This window comes from Methanosphaera sp. BMS (assembly GCF_003268005.1).
In the GTDB taxonomy this organism is placed as follows: Archaea; Methanobacteriota; Methanobacteria; order Methanobacteriales; family Methanobacteriaceae; genus Methanosphaera.
The window spans coordinates 72,406-93,553 of the sequence record NZ_CP014213.1 but is presented as its reverse complement, the minus strand read 5'-3'; the positions used below and the strand labels follow the sequence as shown (position 1 = coordinate 93,553).

The following is a 21,148-nucleotide window of genomic DNA, read 5'->3' as shown; positions in this document are numbered from 1 at the left end:
ACCATTTCCAGTGTAAAATTAATTTTGGCGGACACCCTATTATTATAAAAAAGTAATATTTTTCTATAAGTTTGAAAATGTATTTCATATATAATATATTTATTTTTTCAAATATAAACTATTTTTTATATAAAAATAAGATTAAAATAATATATTCTAATTTTATTGAAAATATTAATATGAAAGGTCATATAATTGAAGAAATAATAATAGAATATTTTTAATTTATAAAAGAAGCAGTTATGATTCCTTGTTATTGATTTTAAATACCCTGATTCAACACCAACATGTATTCTATCATAATATAACATAAATTAATTTTAGGATTTCTAATAAACTTATTCAAGTATATAACATATAATCTTAAAAGAAAATAAGTCCATCCTAGATGAATTTGAAAAAAATAGAGGTATATATAAATATATAGTGTTAGAAATTATTAATCATATAAAGAAGTAAATTCTTTAGATTTAAAGTGTTTACAAAACTTAGATACTGTAAATACACATGAAAAAAAGAAGTGATGTGAATGAAAAAGATAAAACAAATATTGCTTTTTCTAGTGCTGGTAATACTCTTAATGGGCGTAGTCAGTTCTGCACAACTACAAGATGACTCAGCTGGCAGCACAGATAATGAAGCAACAAAAATAGTGGAAAAAACATCCACAATATCACATACAGACCAAATTACACAAACTGACAGTAATGATAACATAGAATCAAGCAGGAACAGTAGAAAGTCCGCAAGTGAAGATAAGACTATTCAAACAAGTACTGATACATCAAAGAATGTTTCATCATCAAAGATGAACAGTCATGATATTGTGGCTAACAGTAATAAAACTAAGACAGTAAAGGCTTCATCTGATGATTTACAAAGATTAATTGATGAAGCTGATGGTCAGTTGGATTTAGATAGGGATTATTCAGGCTATGCTGATATCTCAAAAAACATAACCATAAATGGTCATGGTTATAGTATAGATGGCGATGGTGGACCAATATTTAATATAGCATCAAAGGACATATCAGTAACTCTTAAAGATATTATATTTGGAAATGGTTTATCAGATGGTGGTGGAGCCATAGCAAATACTTATAGATCCAGTTCGTTAACCATAATAAACTGTGAATTTGTTAAAAATAGTGCAGAGAAGTTATATGGTGATACTGGTGGTCCGGGTGGTGCAATATATACTCTAGGAGAATTAAATATAACTAATTCTTACTTCTACAAGAATAATGCACCCAAATCTGGTGGTGCAGTATATTGTGAGAACAATTTATTTGTCAATAATTCAACATTTATTGAAAATACAGCCGGAGATGGATATTTCGGTGGTGCAATATGTTGTGGTAAGATTGGAGGAAACTTTACCATCCTTAATTCGGTTTTTGAAAATAATAAAGCACGTGGCGGTTACGGTGATGGTGGAGCAATTTATTGCGAATCAGGTAATTTAGTTGTTAATAATACAAATTTTACAAATAATAATGTCCTTGATTACGGTGGTGCAGTTTATATTGACAGCAAATATGATCCAATATTCATCTCATGCATATTCGAGAAAAATACAGCCGAGTATGGTGGAGCAATTTATTATCAGACAAGTTCAGATGAAGCGGAGCTGAAAATATCAGAGTGTACATTCAATAATAATGAAGCAGAGGTTGATGGTGGTGCAATCTATTCTGAAGGATACGTCAATATTACCGAATCAACATTCAAGAAAAATAAGGCTACAAAGGATACATCTGCAAAAAGCTACGGCGGTGCGATTCGTTCAAAAGGCATAGGTACTTTTATTCGTGATTCCACCTTTGAAGATAACTTTGCATATAACCATGGAGGTGCAATTTATGCTGATGGATACATTGACATAAAAGGCAGTACTTTTACAGATAATGAAGCAAATGTCGACGGTGGTGCAGTTTATGGTGACAAAAGTGTTGACCTTTCAAATTCCATATTCAATAATAATGCAGCTACAGGTAAAACCTCTGCAAAAAGCTTTGGAGGTGCAGTTCGTGCAAATGAATTTATCACAGTGACGGGTTGTGACTTTTCAAATAATTATGCATACAATCGTGGCGGAGCTGTATATGCCGATACTAACATAAAAATAATTTACACTAACTTCACAGCAAATACTGCCAAGGATTATGGTGGTGCAGTATATACAAATACCCTAAATGATAAGGTGTTAAACTCCATATTCAATAAGAATAACTGTACTTCAGGTGATGGAGGAGCTATATACATTAACAATAAGTGTACTCCTGAGTTTGAATCCTCAAGCTTTGAAGACAACCTTGCCAAGGATAGAGGAGGAGGAATATATATCGATTCCAAAAGTGCTCCACTAGGCTTATATGAATGTACATTCATAAACAATATCGCAGGTAAGGGTGGAGCAGTATTTACAGGTATTATGACAAAATCGGTTAAATACTCCGTATTTCTTAAAAACAAGGCTAATTCAGGTGATGGAGGAGCAGTTTACATCAACAATGAGTGTGATGTTGATTTCACATCCTGCAGATTCGAGGAAAATAAATGTTATAAGAGAGGAGGAGCAATATATCTTGATTCAAAACATGCCAATTTGAATTTAAAATACTGTACATTTGTCTATAATCATGCAAACAGGACAGACTATCACAGCAGTTATTATCACTGTGGAGGCGGTCAGGATGTATTCAATAGCGGTTACTATGACTCAATTGAACAGTGCTGGTTTGGAGAAAATGATCCTGATTTTAAGGACAGGCTCGTTGAATACCATGAATCTGCAGATGATGAAGACCATACTCCGGAAAATCATTTGAAAATAGGTATGAAAGTCAATGAAACTAAACGTCTTAACATAGGTGAGACATATAAGGTGGATGTTTACTTCTACATTATTAACCATGTTTTGTATTTAAATGGAGATTTATTGCATTCAACAGGAGATTTTTATGCAGCAAATATTGATGATGTAACTTATTCCAACGTCAAGGCGGATGGAAATAATATGAGTGCTGATGTCTTAATACGAAATGACAATCCTACACTTAAGTTTAAACTTGACGAACAGGTTATAACATTAAAGCTTGAGACAAATGATAGAAATCCGAGTGAAGTTAAAATCTTGTCCTGTGATAACACTACATATCCTGGTGAATTGAAGGTAAGCTACCGGATAACTAATATGACTGACAATGCAACATATGTAATCCTAGATGAAGACAATCCCGAGATTATCGTAAAAGAAGGAATAATTACCGATGCTGAATCAACTCTGACAGTTGAGAATATAAAACCCGGTCATTATATTATAAGAATCGATAATCATGCAAATACAACCACCAAGTCAAGCTATGCACTTGCACGCTTTAAAGTATCATCTAAGGAAATATCAGTCAACGTCACGGCAGATAATGTGACCTATGGAAATCCTACAACAATCACATTAACAGCTGATGCAGATGGAACATATTATATGATCATTGGTGCTAAAACATATACAATGGAAGTTAATAAAGGAGTCTGTGTAAAAGAGGTTAAATTTAATGCAGGTAACTATCAAACCTATACTTCCAGTCTGGATTATAGCATAAACTGTAATGAAGCTTCATTCCATGTGGATAAGGCCGTGAATAATGTAGTAGTGGAAGTAGAAAATGTAAGCTATGGCGAATTATCCAACATCATAGTCAAAGCTGATGTTGACGGAAGTTGTGATGTTAAAATAAATGGAACAACATATAATATTCCTGTTTCAAATGGTGTCGGTAATAAATCAGTTCAATTGAATGCAGGCAAGTTTTATGCCAATGTGGGTTCTTATTACGGCAATAAGATTTTTTACGATAGTAATTACAATACCGTAACCCATAATGCAACTTTCATGGTATATAAGGCAGACATTGATCTGGTCGTAGTCGTATTCGATGAAGTTTATCCTTATGAGATTGAATCCATAGTTTATGCAAGTGTGGATGGTGATTATAACCTGACAATTGCTGGTGACTTGACTTGTGTAACAGTTCGGGACAACTTAGCCTTCTATGAACATCCCACTCTGGATGCAGGTAGATATGAAGCAACCATATCATTTAGAGGAGATGAAAACTACAAACAAGCATTCAACAGGACAACATTCACAGTCAATCCAGTTGGTACTTCATTTGAACTTGACGTCAATCCAGACACAGTCACTTACGGTAAAACAGCAACTGTCACCCATACACTTTCAGAGGGTGCTACAGGTACAATTAAATACTACCTCAATGACGGTACATTCCTTGGAGAATTGGATGTAGGTGATAATCTCACACTACCTGTATTGGATGCTGGAAGTTATGTGATTATTGGAAACTATTCAGGAGATTATAACTTTATAGAATCCATGGACTCTACAAACTTCAAAGTCAACCCAAAAGCAAACAATGCAAGCGTCACAGCAACCAACGTGACATATGGCGAGGATACACTAGTTCAAGTTACAGCAGATGTTGATGGAATCTATCAATTGGATGTAAATGGAACATTATACAATATCACTGTAAATAATGGTATTGGAAACAAGTCCCTCATGCTAGATTCAGGAATATACTATGCAAATATATCATTTAATGATAAAAATTACAATACAACATCAAACAACACAAGCTTTGAAGTTTATAAAGCCGATAGCAACATGATAGTTGTAGCTGCAAAAAGTGTTTATCCTGAAGAGATTCTGGGTATAGTATATTCTGATGTGGACGGAGAATATAATCTAACAATTAGTGACTATTCAAGCCTAATCAATGTTACTGATGGCTTTTATGAATTTAATGCAGGCATCTTCGATGTGGGAAATTATACTATTAATGTAACGTTCCCTGGTGATAGAAACCATAAATCCAATACAAGCTCAACCAATGTAACTGTTGCCAAATTAGTTCCTAATCTTTCCTTGGTTGTTCAGGATATTGATTACGGAGACACGGCACTCATAGTAATCACTAGTGATGTCACAGGCTCAGTAAACATAACCGTAAACAATAAAACCGAAACAATCAACCTAACCCAAACAACTATGCAATTATCTGATCAAGCAGCACCTGTCATAAAAACAAAAACACGTGGATTCTTAACTTTAGACAACCTGAATGTTGGAACATATCCCGTGACTATAGTATATAATGGAGACAATAACATTGAAAGCGTAAACACATCAGATGAATTCAAAGTAAACCCAGCAGCAAACAATGCAAGTGTAACAGCAACCAACGTAACATATGGCGAGGATACACTGATAGAAGTTACCGCTGATATTGATGGTATCTACCAACTAGATGTAAATGGAACAATATACAACATCACAGTAAATAATGGTATTGGAAACAAGACATTTACTTTAAATACGGGAGATTACTATGCAAATATAACATTAAATAATAAAAATTACAATACAAAGACCAAAAATACGACATTCACAGTATCTAAGGCAGAATCTATCATTACCACCATTAGACAGACAAGCTACCTTGGAGAAAACATCACTCTCAAAGCAACAATAACTGACACAAAAGGTAACTTGTTAAATGGTGGAAAAGTCGTATTCAAGTTAAATAACATGACACTAAAAGATTCAAACGGTAAAACAATAATTACAAGAGTAAAAAATGGAACAGCTGAAATATCATATTTCATCCCATACACCTATCAGGCAAAAACACATAATATAACAGCAGTATATGAAGGAAACGGACAATATATTGGTAGTCGCAGCAATCCGACATCATTGGATCTTAAACAAAGAGAGGCTAAACTAACCCTGACAAGTACCAGCAACAAGAAAGTCGGAGAAAACATAACATTCAACGTGACAGTAACTGATAAACAGGACCAGACAAGACGGGTAAACGGATATGTAATCTTCAAAATAAATGGATTAACCTTAAAAGATAAAAACGGTCAAACGATAATGGTAGAAATAAAAGACAACAAGGCCATTTACAACTACACGGTAGGATTATATTTATCAGCCAGAACCCATACTATAACGGCATTACTGGTAAACAACACATACACAAGAAGCCAGAATAACACGACATTCAATATTACACGAACAACTACAATAATACAACTGGACACGCCAATACTAAATAATAACCAGGTACAAGTAACGGGACAGTTACTTGACCAGACAAATCATCCAATACCTGGAACAACAATGGCATTAGCAAAATTAAACGGATTAACCATAAAAAACACTACTGGAGATTCACAGTATTACATGATAAATGATGGAAAAATCAACATAACACTACCTGAATATAACTACAAACGTGACTCATACACAATAACAGTAGTGACAGAACAAAGAGGCTCATACACCGGAGCAAGAAAAAACATAACATTAACAATACCCAAAAACAAGAATAATAAAACAATAAAATCAGCCATTATAACAGAAAACGAATTCACAAACATCAAAACAACTGATATGAATATGAAAAAAAGCACTCCTCTATTAAACATAAAAGAATAGACGTGAAAACCAATTAACAAAATCGAATATGATATAAAATAGTAGGTGAATAACTCACCTACATTATCATCTTTTTAACAGATAAAATTAGTAGATTTATAATAAAAATAGTTTAATGAGAATTTTATAGATTTAATCCTCATTTTTTTCTTCTTTTAATTTCTTTAAATTATCTTTCAATATTCGGTAAATGCTTTCGGCTCCAACTATTTCTCCTTCACCTACATCCCAGTCTGAAGGATATAATATGAATGGTTTTGACTGGCTTCCTCCAGCTCCACCATGACTTCCGACAAGTTCTTCAAATGCACAAACTTCATCTTTTTGTTTATCATAAAAGCTGTTTACTAAAATATCCGGTGTATATTTAAATGAAACATTTCTTTTAATGTGATGTGCAATGTTTTTACCAAATCCTTCCAGTGGATTTTCTCCAGTGATTTCATCAGAATCTAAATAATATGTACCATTTTTACCAATAACCATATCTCCTTTTTCGGATGATTTTACAACTATGAATCCTATATATTCATTGTTGACAATTCCCGGAATCAATTCAGGGAAGAATTTCTGTATCTCTTCATAGGTTAATCTATGACTCCACTGGGTTAAATATATCATTGCAAGATTTCCCGATGCAAGAACAATGACTTCTGAATCCCCCAGTTCTTTCTGTTCGCTCTTGTCAATCAGGTCATCATTCTTTTTTGAAAATGGAAGGAACGATTCTGCATAATGGTCCTCGTTTGATGTCATCTTTGCAAACATCTTCATGTCGGCCGGAAGCAATGATTTTACAAAGTCTTCAAATGATTCTCCATATCTTTGCTTGAATGTTGCCCCGTTCGTTTGTCCATGATCGGATTGAATGACAAACTGATATTGTCTCGGAGTGTATTTGTTTGTATTAATTAAACGTTTAATCTGCTTATCCATTCCCTCAAGTGCAAACCATGAATCTTCATCACGAACCCCTGAATGATGTGCTATTTCATCATAACCCAGGTAAGTGGAATATGCAACGTCAATGTCTCCAACCATCATATCACCAATCAATGTTGACGTGTTGATTTCTCTCATAAATACATTGGTTGCAGCCCTTATAGGAATATATGCGATTCCACGTTTAATTCTTGGCTGAATATTTTTTATTCTGTGTTTTATTTGTGATATTATTTCCAGCAACATTTCGGCTAAAAACAATGAAATTATACGTGCAAAGTTACTTGGGTTTGAGAATACTGAAAACCATGCCTTATTGTATAATTTTCTAATGTTTAATATTTTACTAAATGTAAATATGACATTATCAGTATCTCCTGAGAATAAATTTGATCTGCTTGCACCATTGTCTACCAATAATCCATTACCATCTGAAATTCTTGATTCTAATACTTTAACCTTACTTACTCCTGAACATTGCATCATTTGATTGTCATTTTCCTTTTCAATCCATCTGAATGCAGTGATGTCCTCATTGTTTCCATGTAAGATTCCCGCCTGACTTGCCCCTGTCTGTGAAGACAAATCCGTTTCCCACATTCTAATATTATGGGTAGTGTCCATCATGGATTTAACTGTAGGCATAATGCCTTTATTGACCGCTTCAATCAACACATCATAAGCAAGGCCGTCAATTTCAACGATAATCAATCCAGGATAATCTTTAATTTCATCTTTTCTTTTCTTTTCAGCATCCCTATAAACAGATCTATAATATGATCCCTCATCTTCAATAGTCAATAATGTAGATAAAAGTGTAGTTACAAAGGCCATAGCTAGGGGTGCTAAGATTATTGCAGGTCCCTGAACTTCTATGCCGAAAAACGGTCCTATATTCTCCAATAGCAATCCATTTAAAATCAACGTTCCAATTCCAAATGTCAATACAAGAAATGGCATTAAAATTCTTGTTAATATTGGCCACAATAATGCATTAATAATACTCATAAATAATACGAATAATATAATATCATCAAAAGCTTGTACGGTAACTCCTAATTCAAAAAAACTAATCAGGTATATTCCAATCACGTTTCCAATAAATATTATTAAACTTCTTCTAAATGATACTCTCGGGGGTTTTTCAAAACCGTGAATGTGTTTCATATGTCCCACCTTTTTCTTTAATCGATAACTAAAGGTATTATTGATATTGTTGGTTGCATAAAGCAACAAAAATATTTGAATGAATTGTTTATAATAATAACCTCTATGTTATCTATTTATCAAAACATATATTATAATCTTTTAATTTTACATTTCTACATTCAATATCTTAATTACTTCTGTGAATCATTTGGGAGTGTTTTTCAATAAGTATTGGAGTAATCCTTAATTAATTTTCATGTTTGAATGAGAATATGCAAGTATTAGTTGGTATTAAATCATAAATAAACTCCCAATCCAATAAAAAATATACAAATAGGCTTTGCTTGGATCTAATTAACCACATTCCTCTTTTTGCCATCAAGATATGCCTTGAAGTTCTCGGTTATTTCATGTACAAGCCTTTTTCTTGCTTCAACACTCGCCCATGCCATGTGAGGGGTTATCAGGATGTTCTTGGCAGTAAGTAGTGGATTGTTTTTATCCATGGGTTCGGTAAGGACAACATCCACTCCGGCAGATAAGATTTTGCCACTGTTTAGGGCATCTGCCAGATCTGCCTCGTTTACAAGTCCGCCTCTTGATACATTGATGAGTCTCACATTATCCTTCATCTTGTCAATGTTTTCTTTTCTGATTATTTCTTTCGTATCCTCTGTTAACGGGCAGTGTAGTGTGATGATGTCTGAGGTTGCAAATAGTTCATCCTTATCTGTAAAAATAATCCCGTCATCATCATATTTCTCTGGATGTGCCGTGTTTACAATAACGTTCATTCCAAAGCTTTTTGCTATTCGGGCTACCTTTCTGCCGATATTTCCATAGCCTATGATTCCAAGGGTCTTTCCGGCTAACTCCGTTATGGGTTCTAGCCAATAGCAGAATATTTCTGATTCCGTCCAATCACCACTTTTAACACTTTTTGTGTGAACTTCGAGATTGCATACCTGTTCGAGTATAAATGCCCATGTAAGCTGAACAACACTATCCGTGCTATAAGAAGGTACGTTTGTAACCGTTATATTTCTTTTTCTTGCAGCCTCGAGGTCAATGACGTTGTATCCTGTTGCACATACTCCAACATATTTGATATTGGGACATTTGTCAAATAATTCTTCATCCATTATCACCTTATTGTCAAATACAACCTCCGCTTCAGAGATATGTTCATACTTATTTTCTTCAGTCGTGTTTTCATAGACTGTAAGATCCAACAATTCGGATAGCTCATCCAATGAGATGTCTCCTCTGCTGATTGCTTTTTCTTCAAGAAATACTCCTTTCATCTTCATATTATCCTCTTCAATATCTTTGATATAATATAATTATATTTATGATTTAATATTATTTAATCATCTGGCTTAATAAACAAAAACAGAACAGTATAAAACAATTTATCAAAGAATCATTATATAATAAACCACTAATAGCAATAACAACTGATTTATATCCAATGTATAGAAATATATTTGATGATTTAAACATAAAACAACAATTATACATAATACACTTAATAAGAACAATATATGCCAAAACGATATACAATAAGAAATAAGTTTAAAGAAAAGAAATAGAAAAAATATAGAAAAAATGCTAAAGAATTTGCAGAAATATTCCATGAAAAAAGATATAATTTAGCAAAAGAAAAATTTGAACAATACATAAACAAATATGAAGAAATACCAGAAGTATTACAACAATTCATGGAAAAACACGTAATCCATTTCATAGACAGATACTTATTATACCTTAAAGACTCCAAAATAGAAAAAACATCCAACAAATTAGACAACTACTATAGAAATACAGATCCAGAAATAATAAAAAAGTACAAACTGGAAATGGAATATTAAGCTAGTTATATTACCAAATGTTGATTGGACTGATTAAAAAGAAAAAGATAAGTTAAGCCTATGAAACTTTACAGCTTCCTTTTTTTTAAATTTATATACTATTAAGTTAATATCTATCTTTATGAGATGTAATTATTGTGGAGCGATGAATGAAAATAATGCTCGTAACTGTAGATTTTGTGGTAATCCACTGATGACTCCGATAAAGAATAAATCTTCCGTTTCGCCGCTGAAGGTAATTAGTTTGATACTGATAGCATGCATTATTGCTGTTGGTGCAGGTCTAGTTTATGTCGTTTATTTTGACAATTCTCCTGTTGAAATAATGGAGTTAAACGCCAATAGTGCCAACGTATTAAGTAACTCAGAACTTGCCTCCAACATCCCCAATAGCAATATTTCACAAAATATTTGTGCATATACCAATAATTGTACGCCAGTATACAGGATTGGTACGGGAGAGGCACCGGTTACTGTCATATCGGCGGGGGTTCATGGTGATCAGTTAGTTCCAAGTGTTGCAGCCATGAAACTGATTAACTACCTGGATGGCCGTAAGATTAACGGTACGGTGTATGTGATTCCATTTACCTCTCCGAAGGCTATCAGCCAAAATACCAAGTTAACTGATGGTGTTAACTTAAATACAGTTGCCGATAAGAGCGGTACTGCAAGTAATGATGTTGTCAAATTGGCCATTAGTAGTAATGCTTCCGCCGTGGGGGATTTCCATGAAACCGAAATTGGTAAAAATCCCGGTAAGACTACCATAATGTGTTCGCAGGTTCCTACCTATGGCAGTTTTAAGTTGGCTGAGGATATGTCCATGCTTTCATTGGATACTACTATGACTTATTATGTTGCCGGTGTCGCATATGATGGTGCTGTCGAGGATGTCTTAAACTTAAACGGTACTGCAAGTGTCACGCCTCTTGTAGTTGTATCCAGTCATGGAAAGGTCCACAGCAGTGCCGTGGATGAGTCATATGATCAGATGCTTGCATTACTTCTGGTTAATCATAACTTGAATCCTGATGATTCATATATGAAATTAGCCAATGCTGATATTGATGGTTTTAATTTTTAACTCCATCAACAAATAACCTTTTTTTTTAGATGAAAAATTATTATTTTTTTTATTTTACATCATTTTTTTTCTAAGAATTTATTATTTTTTTGTCAACAAATACCATATAAAATAATCCTATTTAACTATGAAAATTATTACTATGTCATGTTAAACTGCTATAATTATTAGTTGGATATATCATTTAAATGAAAGGATATGTTAAATCAGACATGTTATTTATTAAAATGTATATCATGTGACTTAAAAAAAAAAGAGAAACGTATGTTTCTATTATGATAGGAATTTGACTAAAAAATAATACGTCCCATCATCAAAAATTAATTCAAAAAACCTAATTCATAAAAAAAAGTTTAAATAAAAATAGGGGGGGGTCATGTAAATGATTTTAAAAAATCAGTTAATGTAATCCAAGTTAAAGTATATTCCCCGATATTCTTGATGATTTTATCATTCTTTTCTGTAAGTAGGATTGCATCAGAATGTATTGCTATTGATATGGCGGAGGATTCACATCTGCCATACATCATTCCGAGTTTACCCTTTATTATTGATCTATAAGTATAATATTCATCCGTGAATATTATCATGTCAACAATTTTAACCAATTCTTTATCCAAAAATGTATTTAACTTTATAATCCAATGATTATCCTCATTCATGAATTCATCATAGAGTTGTCGGGTAATTAAAATTTCATCCTTTAAATTAAAATTGATAAAATCACAATCTAATAATGACTTTAAACATTGAATTTGTGATATTACTACCTTAGTCAATTTGAATCATCCGTATTATTTAATTAAATCTTCATTAAAGGAATCTTTTAATAATTCATCACGTTTACCTTCTGAAATTAAATTGTTTTCATAAGATTGATTGATAAGTTTGATATAGTTTCCCATTACAAAATTTTCCTTATTCATGTAGGGAATGTATAGTTTATTGCTATAACCACGGCTTCTGGCATTTTGTATAATTCCTGGAAGTAAATTGTCGTATTCTTTTTCAGTTATCTTATCCAACATCAATAAACGTCTCAACATTGCCTTATGGCTGATTTGGAAGAATTGTTCTGTCTCAATAATCCTGTCTAAATCCCATTTTTTAATTTCATGTTCCCGTTCATAATTTAGCAATGCCCCGTTTGACATTAACAAGCATGATGCGAATTGGTTGGCCATCTCCTCAATTTCATGATTACTTGTCATATCGCATTTGATAAACTTGTCCTCATATAAAAGGTGATACAGCTCATGTGCCAGAGTGAATCTTTGTCTACCCAGAGGATGATTTGAGTTTATAAAGATTATGTTTTGCTCTTTTGTCCTATATGATGATCCACTGATATAATTTTCCATGTCTAAGAATATTATGGTCACGTTCTTTACCTTGTTTAGAACCACTGAAAATATATCTATTGGATCGTTTTCATTGATGTTCCATCTTCTGCGACAATCATTTGCCTTTTCACATACTTCAAAGTAGGTATCTGGAAAATCCATTTTAATCATCTTCATTTGTTAAGTCAGCCAATAATTCTATGTTTTTAATGATTTTATTCATTCTTGCTATGGTATTTAAATCCAGATTTTTTTCTTCCGTTCTGAAAGCAAATGTTGGTTTTGAATAATCCGAATTTCCTTCCAGGATATACTCTTCAGAGCAATTGTATAAGTCACATAATTTTTCTAAAGAGGATACTGTCAGATTACGTTGATTATTTTCTATTTTAGCTATTTGACCCTGGTTGTATCCAAGGTATCCTGCTACCTGTTTTTGAGTGAAATTATAATTTTTTCGTAAATTTTTTAATCTTTCACCTATTGTTTCTTCCATGTTTATCCACTCGATTATTTCTTATAATATATTTATGACATAATAATTATTTATATTAATCTATAATTATATTCCAAGAATGTTTTTTGAAGATTCCATTAAAATCTAAAAATAGCACTTTACTTGTTATTGGGCATCTTTGGAGGATAAATTAGCAATATAAAAATGAAATAATTAATATAATTGCATTGTTGCCTCTTTAAGGAATATATTTCACATATCCTAGAATATTTTATGACATAAAATGGAATATTTATCCCAAAATTGGAGATAATACTATGACATGAGTTCCTGTTGTTCAAAAAAATCATAGATTTCAAGAATAATTATCTGAAAAAATCTCATTTTTTTATTGAAAAAATAAGGATTCTTATTATTTAAACTAAGTATATCTTCATAGAATAATATTTATGACTTTTATCATTTTTTTCCAAATTATTTATATTAATTTAAAATAATAATCGACTATTACAAAAATTATTCAATACATATAAATAGGACAATAGGAATAATTAAAAATTAAAAAAATAATAATTTATGCCAACATTTATATACTACTTATAATATATTAGAAAATGTGAATGTAAATTCACAAAAATTCATCTCCACATCAGGTCATAATCAAAATGAAAAAACTTGATTATATCGGCTTGATGTTGAAACAAATGTATTGAATATATACTTTATGATTAATCAAAAATGTGTATCGTCATAAATTTTATTCAATAAATCTTAATGGAATAATATGCCAAAATGAATATGATCAAATAAATTCACATATTTGAATGGACAATATTCCATTTAAGACCCATAAGTCCATAAATCCCATGTAAAACCTCATTGCATTCATGAATTTACACATGTATGTACAGTAAAATAATATCTTTTGAATAAATAGGATTTATGGACAACATGGGTGTGTTTGTAGGACTAAGTTAAGTATTGCATGTTATAAATATCAAATTCGTTAGATCTTAGATTATTGTAAATAAAACATCTCCATTAATTAAACGTTATGGTTAAGTAGAGGTTAATCAAAAAATCGAATTCATACAGAAAATCACTCAATTAAAATTAGTTTAAATCATAAGTACAATTTCCTTTTTAATCATCTCCAAAAAATAAAAAGGTTAGAATTGTTCATTTAAAAATAGGATAGTATTATGCAGATTTAAAGGTATTAACTAGTTTAAGGTTCATTTTAAAAATCAAGATGGAATTTGCATATTAAAGTTTTCAGAGCATATCCAGATTAGGCAAGGATACTATAGTTTAAAAAACAGATTATTCTTATCAACGTAGCAAACAGGAGCTTTGAGTTTATCAAAGCTTATGATTATTTTTTTTAAATTTTTTAAATTTTTTCTTAAGACAAAATAAGTTAAGTTTAAATACTAGGACTGATATATAAGAAAGTGGAAATTATAATAACCAAAAGTAAATAAAAATTTTTTTATATTGAATTTCAAAAGGAGGCAAAATTATGACAATAAACATAGCACAATCAATATTAGGCAGTATCTTACTTGATAAAAAAGTTGGAACAATAATTTCAAATAAAAAATTCAAAGAAATCGACATATGGCATGACGAACTAAAACCTTACTTTGACAAATTACAGGAAAAGGGTTATATTAAAGGGTTTTGGAAAAATAATGTTAATTTCAAAATCTTAAAACCGGTTAGTCTCCAGATTCTTGAAGAGTTATAACTCTCAACCCCTTAATCTCCATAAAACATTAGCACTTAATCAATTTATCCCCAATATTACTTATTCATAATGATTTTTCTCATCAATAATCCATTTTTAATAAACAATATATGCTTTAACCGAATAATAGTAAATAATGTATATAAAAAATTAGAATCAATATATTATTTTCAATGTCGTCAGGTTAAGATTTTTTAAATGAAATTCTTTTTTCTCCGTTTTATTATTATTCTCTTTCTTTAAAATGTTGGTTTGTATTGTGTTTGTACGTATCTGTTGGGTGTTATTTTCTTTCTTTCATATTGACGGGGCTTTTTAACTTTGTTTGGTGCGGGTATGCATTTTTTTATTAGGTTGTTGATGAAGTTTTTGACTTTTGATGGATCCAATATTGTTTCGAATAAATCTATTTTTAATCTCTGATAAGGTTGGATTGATTTACTTCGTAGTGATCGTTTTTTCCTTTTTTTCTCATATTTTTGTTAATTATTAGGTTTAAGTATCTTTTGGAATAGCAATAAATATCTGTGGGTACAACCTTGAATATGAAGGTGATGAGGACGAGGAAGTCATAACAGAAGATGAAGCAAAGGAAGTTCTGTCAGATATTCTGGAGAGTATGAGTAAAATGGATAAAGAAACCGCCGATATACTGTTAAATCCCGAGGAAAATATCCTTTATTATCAGGATGGAAACACAATAATCAACTACAACGACCCCAATGACGTGTTTGATTTTGATGATGACGACAACTTCGATGATGAATCGGATGATGATGATGAATTATGCTATAGGCTGGATGAATCACACAAGTCCATATGGGATACCTATGAACTGTGCCTTTACCAGTCACTAGAGGATCTTTATTATTATGCAGACAATATCGAGGATATTATAAGTGAAAATGCTAAGGAATATGAACGAAACGATACGGGAAAAATCTTTGACGAACTTGTGGACAAGGGTTTTATCTCCAAGTATCTGATACCGGAGTACTGGGAAAATACCGTTCAAGATCTTAAGAAAAAGGATTTAGAGGACATACTTCGAAAAAACAACTTGAAGATAAGCGGTAACAAGAAGGAACTGACCGAGAGAATAAAGGAAAACGTCAATCTTGAAGAGATAGAATTCAACAGCATCGAGTCATTTAAGAATTATGACTATACGATTTATCTGATTACGCCAAAGGGTGTGGAATACCTTAAGAGCCATGAGTATAACAAGTTATTTGACTTCCCATTAAATGAGTATCATTACTGTGAATACAGAAAGTTCATAGAGGATAAAGACGACCTTCTGGAGGCTACCATTGAATTTCTGGAGCTGCACATAAAAAAAGCCCTTGAAGATGAAGATCAATTCGACTACACTACCCATATCAGAAATCAGAACTATGTGTATCATCACTTCAAAGATGATGAAAACTACTTCAGGGGAGTGGTCAGACTGTTTATAGCCAAATTGAATCTTATAGATACTGAAGATATCTTCTTTTACTGCGATGAACTGATAGAGGAAAATACGTTGAATAAGATACGCAAGTTATATAACAAAAATGACTATGATGTTGAAGCCGTTATAGTGAAGGAGTACTCCAACCTGGAACATATTACGGTACCGCTGAATGTGCTGATAGAAAATCTTCCAACGTTGCTTTCCAAGACTAGCCCTAAAAAACTGGACAAGAAATGGAGAAAAACATACATCAATCATAACGTGGCGGACTGGGATTGAACTATATACTAATTAGAATGAAATATCTAAATGATTATATATAATTGGGATTTGGTGATATTATGAGTGAAGAAAAAAAATCTGCAAGACAAATACTATTAGATGGCGATAGGGATGGTTTTCCAATAGATATAAAAGATATTGAAAATGATTGCGTGAATAATTCTGAAGACTTGGATATCAATTTAACGAAAGAATTGGGAATAAACGATAATATATACATACTTGTCGGTATAGACCTACGATGGTTAAAGCGTTACAATCCTGAAAACCATGTTATATTCTAAAAATCTAATTTCTCATTTTTTGTACTTGCATATACTTGCCTTGCTCTTTTAAACTTTTCCAGTTCTTCTTTTGTACGAGGTCTATTGCTATATTCCAAAAATGCTTCCAGTTCCTCTTCGGTCTCAATATCCGCTGTCGGTGCTATCGGTCCAGCCATAAAAATACTTCTTTTTTCTAATTTATTTTTATTATTTCAGATTAATAAATCCATTTAAATAAGTCTGTCAAAAGCAAAAAAGGATACAAAAACATATGTACCCAAAAACAACAATCTTAAACTATTCAAACGAGCAATAATAAAGAGTCTTAGACTCTCATGAATCTATTGCCATATATTCAAAACTTGCCTTTAAAAACTGATTATTAACACCAGATAGTTTACTTCTGCATATTGTAAAAATCCCTTAGATTTCTTTTATCATCTTCGGATAAGTCATGCCATCGAATATTCTGGATGGCTCCTTCCAATGCCATCAATCTACTTAAACATGCACTTTCATCCAATTCTCTAATTTTTAGCCATGCTTCCTTACTGCCCAGATTAATCAGATTATCAACAATAGTTATCCCGGCATAATTTAATTGCTCCTCCAATACCCTTCCGATATTCGGCAGTTTAGACAACTTTCCCATTTATACACCCCACCAACTAATTTTGGAAAAAAATGATAATTTCATGTGAATTTCCACTTTAAGAAATTTGTTTGTTTAACGATTTATACTTTTTTTTAAGTTCAAAGTGTTGGCAAAATTTAAGTTAAATATCAAAAAGTTCAATAACTCATTGCATTGACTACTGGAAACTCACTTTCCAGTCACATTCAAATGGTCAAAACATTAAAAATAGATTAATCAATGTCAGATATTAGAAAAAATAGATACAAAATGAAAAAATAAAAAAAATCAAGATAAGAAAAGAGTGTTATTTTTCTGCTAAAGTCCAATAACATCTTTTCGGAGAAATAATCGTTTCATCCTTCTTGAGTTCTTTCATAATTTTATCTACTTCTTTTTTGTCAACTCCGGAGATTTCACTAACCTTTTTGGCGTTTAATGGATCATCCGAATTTCTGAATGCCTCAATTACTTTATCCTTATCGTCCATGGTTATCACCTGTTATCATATTTGTTTGGTATTTGTATTATAATATACCCTAAATTTAATTATTTTTTTTAAATCGTTCAATTGTTAGTAAACAATCATAAATTAATTATATTAAGAGAGAATCAAGATAAGAAAATGTATAATGGATTTATTCAATATACATCTAATAATGTAAAAATAAAAGTAAAATTTAAATAAAAAAATATCTATATGTATTATCATCAACAACTAATCATTTAAAAAAAAAATACAAGAAGGCAAAAGAGAATGAATACTAAGATAATAATGCTTTTGGTTACATTATTGCTACTATTTATGAGTATTGTAAGTGCAACAGAATTACCTCATGATTCAAATACAGATAGCATAAATGAAATGGTGAAGGACACTCACTCTTTATCAGAGAATTTGGATAGTGTAGTTGAAGATAAAGTAATGCAAAAAGAAGAAAAAAAGATTAAAACTTCTTCATACAACACCAACGTTTCAAATTTTAATGAATTGGTAAACAGGGTTAAGGAAGCCCAGAACAATAATTACGAATATTATACAATTAATCTCAATAAGGGAGATTATAATGCTACAGAAGTTATAAGTTACACCGGTAATTTTTTAAACACATTGGTCATTAATGGAAATAACAATACTCTCTATGGAAACAATCAAAAGGAATTTATGAACATAAAAGGTTCTGTATATTTAGTTAACTTAACACTCGTTAATTTTAATGCCAGCACTCGAGGATGCATATATGGAGAACATTATTCTTGTATAACCGTGGAAAACTGCACCTTCATTAATAATTCAAATAATATGATTTATTCAGAAGGTATTGTCCAGATTTTTGATTCCACATTTGAAAAAAATACTGCAGGAAGACTATTCAATACGGGAGGTGCAATATACAGTGCCGGAGATACTAATTTAATACAAAATTGTACATTCAAAGACAACGTGGCCGCAAATGGAGCGGCGATATTTATCGCTGAAAATTATGGTGATACCCTACTTTATAACAATACATTCAACAACAATACAGCTACAAACGGAGGAGCAGTATTTTTCACCAGCAACAAGAAACATGGACAAATAGATAACAATTACTTCATCAATAACAAGGCTACAAATGGAGGTGCAATATACATCCACGGAACTACAGGATATGCCACATTCAATAACAACATTTTCATAAATAACCGTGCCGAGATTGTTGGAGGAGCAATAGAATCCAAGGAAAACATTAACATAAACCTGACAAAATCAAACTTCATAAATAATCATGCATCCTATGGAGGAGCAATATATGGCGATATTATTATAGATAACTGTAAATTTTCCAACAATTCTGCAAATTACGGTGGGGCAACATATTACGGGAAGATAAGTAATTGCAAATTTGCCAATAACACTGCCGACAAGAATGGAGGTGCACTCCATTCACCGACGACAGTATCCGATTCAATGTTTTTCAATAATAGTGCACATTACCCTATCAATCAGACACTTGATATAATGTTCAATCTAAATAATAGCGGTTATGGTTCGGCAATATACAACGATAAAGATAACAGCAATATAACGGGAAACACATTCATACAAAATAATGCATACCGGACAGGAAAAGCTATAACAAGCCAAAAAACTGCAATAATTAAAGACAATATTAATGAAGATACCTCTATTTATTCCAACACCATATTCAATAAGGCTGATAATGTTAGCATCACAAACAATATATTTGAGGATACGTTGAAGGATAAGAGTATTTATACAAGCATATCCTTGCAAACAGTCATCGGGACAATAGGAGAAAAATTAACACTAACTGCAAAAGTGACAGACGAATATGATCTAAATGTACAATATGGAAGCGTAATCTTCAAAATAAACGGCGTTACAATAAAGGATAACGGCAAACTTACAGGTAGCAGCACTCCACTAAAGGCAAAAGTAGATAATGGAGTGGCTACTGCCACTATTACTCCAAGTTTAGAGATGAAAAATGCCAACAGATTAACGGCATCATACATCCCATCAGGTTCATATAACTCTTCCGTAAGCAGTGCAGTTAAAATGATGATATTCCGAAGAAATGCTTCGATAGTAATTTCAAGTAACGTTAAAACCATCAAACAGGGACAGATACTTATACTTAAAGCTCAAGTGTATGATACGACAAATGGTAGAAAAACCAACAATCTAATCGATTATGCTGATGAATTCGTGTATTTCAAGGTCAACGGCATCACACTTAAAGACTCCGAAGGGAATATGCTTAAGGTAAAATTAGTTAATGGTGTAGCCACGGTTAATTACACCATACCCCTAGGAATATCCTGCGTGACTGACGGTAAATCCATGACAGTTAAAAATCATACGATACTTGCAGGTTTCTATAACAAGAACTATCAGGAAGACATTAGAAACACGTCCACCTTCCAGGTTGAAAGATCAACCATTACCATAAACATAAACAATGCAACAGTAAACAACAAGACGCACAAACTATCTTTAATGGCAACTATTAAAGATTATCTGGGCAATGTAGTAATTGGACCCAACAAATGTGTAATAAAAATAAATGGCATTAGCATTAGAAATGGTACACAGCAAATGTATTGCTATTCAAATAATGGTGTGTTGAATGTTAAGGATATTAGTATCCCCGAATATAACAAATACGTCAGTATAGAAATAGTAACCCAAGACAGACTAGCATACAAAAGTCAAAGAAATACTACTTATACCATAGATATAATAAATTAACCTCCAACCCTCATTTTTTATTGCTTTGCTGCCATCGGGATTATTCCCATTTTTCAGTTTAACTCCCCAATTAAAGATGAACATTCCTATCATAATTACACCCTCTTTTACTTTAGTTTAATC

15 protein-coding genes are annotated in these 21,148 nt (G+C 31.9%); 7 read left to right on the top strand and 8 right to left on the bottom strand.

Annotation, left to right across the window (positions count from 1 at the left end):
• The first annotated feature begins 529 nt into the window (after positions 1-529).
• Positions 530-6,529 (top strand): Ig-like domain-containing protein, encoded by a 6,000-nt coding sequence (locus tag AW729_RS00325; RefSeq protein WP_112123199.1) that lies wholly within the window; start codon positions 530-532, stop codon positions 6,527-6,529.
• A 132-nt stretch (positions 6,530-6,661) separates the two neighbouring features.
• On the opposite strand, the gene AW729_RS00320 is transcribed toward AW729_RS00325, so the two are convergent.
• Positions 6,662-8,638, bottom strand: a complete 1,977-nt coding sequence (locus AW729_RS00320) for a phage holin family protein (protein WP_112123198.1) — start codon at positions 8,636-8,638, stop codon at positions 6,662-6,664.
• A gap of 332 nt (positions 8,639-8,970) precedes the next feature.
• A complete protein-coding gene (locus AW729_RS00315) occupies positions 8,971-9,930 on the bottom strand; it encodes a D-2-hydroxyacid dehydrogenase (RefSeq protein WP_204355182.1) in 960 nt (319 codons plus the stop codon).
• A gap of 411 nt (positions 9,931-10,341) precedes the next feature.
• Here AW729_RS00315 and AW729_RS11080 point away from each other — a divergent pair, with 411 nt between their 5' ends.
• Together AW729_RS11080 and AW729_RS00310 are read left to right on the top strand one after the other, a co-directional pair.
• Positions 10,342-10,491, top strand: a complete 150-nt coding sequence (locus AW729_RS11080; RefSeq protein WP_162685684.1) for a hypothetical protein — start codon at positions 10,342-10,344, stop codon at positions 10,489-10,491.
• A 145-nt stretch (positions 10,492-10,636) separates the two neighbouring features.
• The gene (locus AW729_RS00310) at positions 10,637-11,578 is read left to right on the top strand and encodes a succinylglutamate desuccinylase/aspartoacylase family protein (protein WP_162685683.1); all 942 of its coding nucleotides are present in this window, start codon (positions 10,637-10,639) and stop codon (positions 11,576-11,578) included.
• Positions 11,579-11,952: 374 nt separating this feature from the next.
• Here AW729_RS00310 and AW729_RS00305 read toward each other — a convergent pair whose 3' ends face one another.
• From AW729_RS00305 to AW729_RS00295, 3 genes are read right to left on the bottom strand one after another with little or no spacing between them, the layout of a single operon-like run.
• On the bottom strand, positions 11,953-12,357 hold the full coding sequence (locus tag AW729_RS00305; RefSeq protein ID WP_112123196.1) for a hypothetical protein: 405 nt from the start codon (positions 12,355-12,357) through the stop codon (positions 11,953-11,955).
• A gap of 15 nt (positions 12,358-12,372) precedes the next feature.
• Positions 12,373-13,083, bottom strand: coding sequence for an ImmA/IrrE family metallo-endopeptidase (locus AW729_RS00300; RefSeq protein ID WP_162685682.1), 711 nt, complete (start codon positions 13,081-13,083; stop codon positions 12,373-12,375).
• A gap of 1 nt (position 13,084) precedes the next feature.
• Complete coding sequence (locus tag AW729_RS00295) at positions 13,085-13,417, bottom strand: helix-turn-helix domain-containing protein (RefSeq protein ID WP_112123194.1); 333 nt, start codon at positions 13,415-13,417, stop codon at positions 13,085-13,087.
• A gap of 1,483 nt (positions 13,418-14,900) precedes the next feature.
• On the opposite strand from AW729_RS00295, the gene AW729_RS00290 reads away from it, so the two are divergent.
• The 3 genes from AW729_RS00290 (at position 14,901) to AW729_RS00280 (ending at position 17,153) form a co-directional block, all read left to right on the top strand.
• Complete coding sequence (locus AW729_RS00290; protein WP_112123193.1) at positions 14,901-15,128, top strand: hypothetical protein; 228 nt, start codon at positions 14,901-14,903, stop codon at positions 15,126-15,128.
• A gap of 628 nt (positions 15,129-15,756) precedes the next feature.
• Positions 15,757-16,866 carry an SAP domain-containing protein gene (locus AW729_RS00285; RefSeq protein WP_162685681.1) on the top strand — a complete coding sequence of 370 codons (1,110 nt, stop codon included), beginning with the start codon at positions 15,757-15,759 and terminating at the stop codon, positions 16,864-16,866.
• Between the two features lie 62 nt (positions 16,867-16,928).
• The gene (locus AW729_RS00280) at positions 16,929-17,153 is read left to right on the top strand and encodes a hypothetical protein (protein WP_112123191.1); all 225 of its coding nucleotides are present in this window, start codon (positions 16,929-16,931) and stop codon (positions 17,151-17,153) included.
• Here the strand turns inward: AW729_RS00280 and AW729_RS11075 are convergent.
• The 3 genes from AW729_RS11075 to AW729_RS00270 all read right to left on the bottom strand — a co-directional run bounded on the left by AW729_RS11075 (position 17,150) and on the right by AW729_RS00270 (position 18,259).
• Positions 17,150-17,311, bottom strand: a complete 162-nt coding sequence (locus AW729_RS11075) for a hypothetical protein (RefSeq protein WP_162685680.1) — start codon at positions 17,309-17,311, stop codon at positions 17,150-17,152. The two genes, AW729_RS00280 and AW729_RS11075, sit on opposite strands and share 4 nt — an antisense overlap.
• 221 nt (positions 17,312-17,532) lie before the next feature.
• Positions 17,533-17,787, bottom strand: coding sequence for a TfoX/Sxy family protein (locus AW729_RS00275; RefSeq protein WP_112123190.1), 255 nt, complete (start codon positions 17,785-17,787; stop codon positions 17,533-17,535).
• 289 nt (positions 17,788-18,076) lie between these two features.
• Positions 18,077-18,259: a MarR family transcriptional regulator gene (locus AW729_RS00270; RefSeq protein WP_112123189.1), complete on the bottom strand. Its 183-nt coding sequence runs from the start codon at positions 18,257-18,259 to the stop codon at positions 18,077-18,079.
• A 267-nt stretch (positions 18,260-18,526) separates the two neighbouring features.
• On the opposite strand from AW729_RS00270, the gene AW729_RS00265 reads away from it, so the two are divergent.
• Positions 18,527-21,025 carry a right-handed parallel beta-helix repeat-containing protein gene (locus AW729_RS00265; RefSeq protein ID WP_112123188.1) on the top strand — a complete coding sequence of 833 codons (2,499 nt, stop codon included), beginning with the start codon at positions 18,527-18,529 and terminating at the stop codon, positions 21,023-21,025.
• Positions 21,026-21,148: the final 123 nt, after the last annotated feature.

What these genes read in the sequence shown, in the direction of transcription:
- AW729_RS00325 (WP_112123199.1), top strand. Translation starts at nt 530, where the DNA reads ATGAAAAAGATAAAACAAATATTGCTTTTTCTAGTGCTGGTAATACTC.
- AW729_RS00320 (WP_112123198.1), bottom strand. Translation starts at nt 8,638, where the DNA reads ATGAAACACATTCACGGTTTTGAAAAACCCCCGAGAGTATCATTTAGA.
- AW729_RS00315 (WP_204355182.1), bottom strand. Translation starts at nt 9,930, where the DNA reads ATGAAGATGAAAGGAGTATTTCTTGAAGAAAAAGCAATCAGCAGAGGA.
- AW729_RS11080 (WP_162685684.1), top strand. Translation starts at nt 10,342, where the DNA reads ATGGAAAAACACGTAATCCATTTCATAGACAGATACTTATTATACCTT.
- AW729_RS00310 (WP_162685683.1), top strand. Translation starts at nt 10,637, where the DNA reads ATGAATGAAAATAATGCTCGTAACTGTAGATTTTGTGGTAATCCACTG.
- AW729_RS00300 (WP_162685682.1), bottom strand. Translation starts at nt 13,083, where the DNA reads ATGGATTTTCCAGATACCTACTTTGAAGTATGTGAAAAGGCAAATGAT.
- AW729_RS00295 (WP_112123194.1), bottom strand. Translation starts at nt 13,417, where the DNA reads ATGGAAGAAACAATAGGTGAAAGATTAAAAAATTTACGAAAAAATTAT.
- AW729_RS00290 (WP_112123193.1), top strand. Translation starts at nt 14,901, where the DNA reads ATGACAATAAACATAGCACAATCAATATTAGGCAGTATCTTACTTGAT.
- AW729_RS00285 (WP_162685681.1), top strand. Translation starts at nt 15,757, where the DNA reads ATGGATAAAGAAACCGCCGATATACTGTTAAATCCCGAGGAAAATATC.
- AW729_RS00280 (WP_112123191.1), top strand. Translation starts at nt 16,929, where the DNA reads ATGAGTGAAGAAAAAAAATCTGCAAGACAAATACTATTAGATGGCGAT.
- AW729_RS11075 (WP_162685680.1), bottom strand. Translation starts at nt 17,311, where the DNA reads ATGGCTGGACCGATAGCACCGACAGCGGATATTGAGACCGAAGAGGAA.
- AW729_RS00275 (WP_112123190.1), bottom strand. Translation starts at nt 17,787, where the DNA reads ATGGGAAAGTTGTCTAAACTGCCGAATATCGGAAGGGTATTGGAGGAG.
- AW729_RS00270 (WP_112123189.1), bottom strand. Translation starts at nt 18,259, where the DNA reads ATGGACGATAAGGATAAAGTAATTGAGGCATTCAGAAATTCGGATGAT.
- AW729_RS00265 (WP_112123188.1), top strand. Translation starts at nt 18,527, where the DNA reads ATGAATACTAAGATAATAATGCTTTTGGTTACATTATTGCTACTATTT.